General features: G+C 48.1%; 2 protein-coding genes. Both read right to left on the minus strand.

What is annotated here, in order from left to right; translation table 11 throughout:
- On the minus strand, positions 1-564 hold a 564-nt coding region (locus tag AC0MA3_RS26325), incomplete at its 3' end, for an IS3 family transposase (protein WP_474658331.1).
- The gene (locus AC0MA3_RS26330; RefSeq protein ID WP_474658332.1) at positions 513-866 is read right to left on the minus strand and encodes a helix-turn-helix domain-containing protein; all 354 of its coding nucleotides are present in this window, start codon (positions 864-866) and stop codon (positions 513-515) included. The genes AC0MA3_RS26330 and AC0MA3_RS26325, both read right to left, overlap by 52 nt.
- Positions 867-961 lie beyond the last annotated feature (95 nt).

The following is a 961-nucleotide window of genomic DNA, read 5'->3' on the forward strand; positions in this document are numbered from 1 at the left end:
GCCCTGGTCGCTGTGGAGCAACATGTTTGTCAACTCTGGAAGTTGGTCCAGTGTATCCAACACCAAGGATGTATCCTGCTTGTCCGCTATACTGTAAGCGACAATCTCTCCGTTGTACAGATCTAAGATGCTTGAGAGGTACAGCATCTTGCCACCAAACGGCAAATAAGTAATGTCTGTAACCAATTTTTTCAAGGGAGCCTCAGCATGAAATTGCCGCTTTAACAGATGTTCAGCGGGTTGTGCGGGTTGCCCCGTAGTCTTTCGCTTCTTCATCCTCACACGGCACTGTAGCCCCTCACTTTGCATAATTCGCTGAACCCGTTTATGGTTTACGGGCCCTTCTGCCCGAAGGAGTGCTGTGATTTTCCGGTAGCCATACCGGAATTTGTGTTGAGTGCAAAGGTGCCTTATTTTTTCCACCTTCTGGTCTGTACGTTGACTTCCAACAGCCCTCCAACGGTAGTAGGTAGCTCTTGCGATTCCGAGCCACGCACAAGCCTCAGACACCGTCACTTCGCTTCGAATGGATTCGATCCAGGCAACGGCGGCCTCTGGCTCCACCTCCTCTCCAACTCTTTGTACTTTTTTAGCAGGTCTAATTGTTGCTTCAGGAATCGATTTTCCGCCTTTAGTCTCTCCAGCTCCGTAGTGGTTTCCGGACCTTTTCCAAAGCTGTATTGCTTACCTACAGGTTGCTCCATGCGATGAACTTCGCCTTCTCGATACCATTTCATCCACACCTTTAGTTGCGTCTTATTTCGTATGCCCAACTGTCTCATAACATCCTTCACGGGTACTCCTGCCAATCTCATTTCAATGGCTTCCATCTTTATTTCTACCGGGTAACTCACTCTAGTTGCCAACGCAAAAACACCTCCAAGGATATCTCCCTATCTTACGACAGAGTTTCATTCTCTTGAAGGTGTTTTGATTTGTCTCACTTTATGGGGTCAGTCCG

The organism is Paenibacillus sp. LS-5, assembly GCF_056121505.1.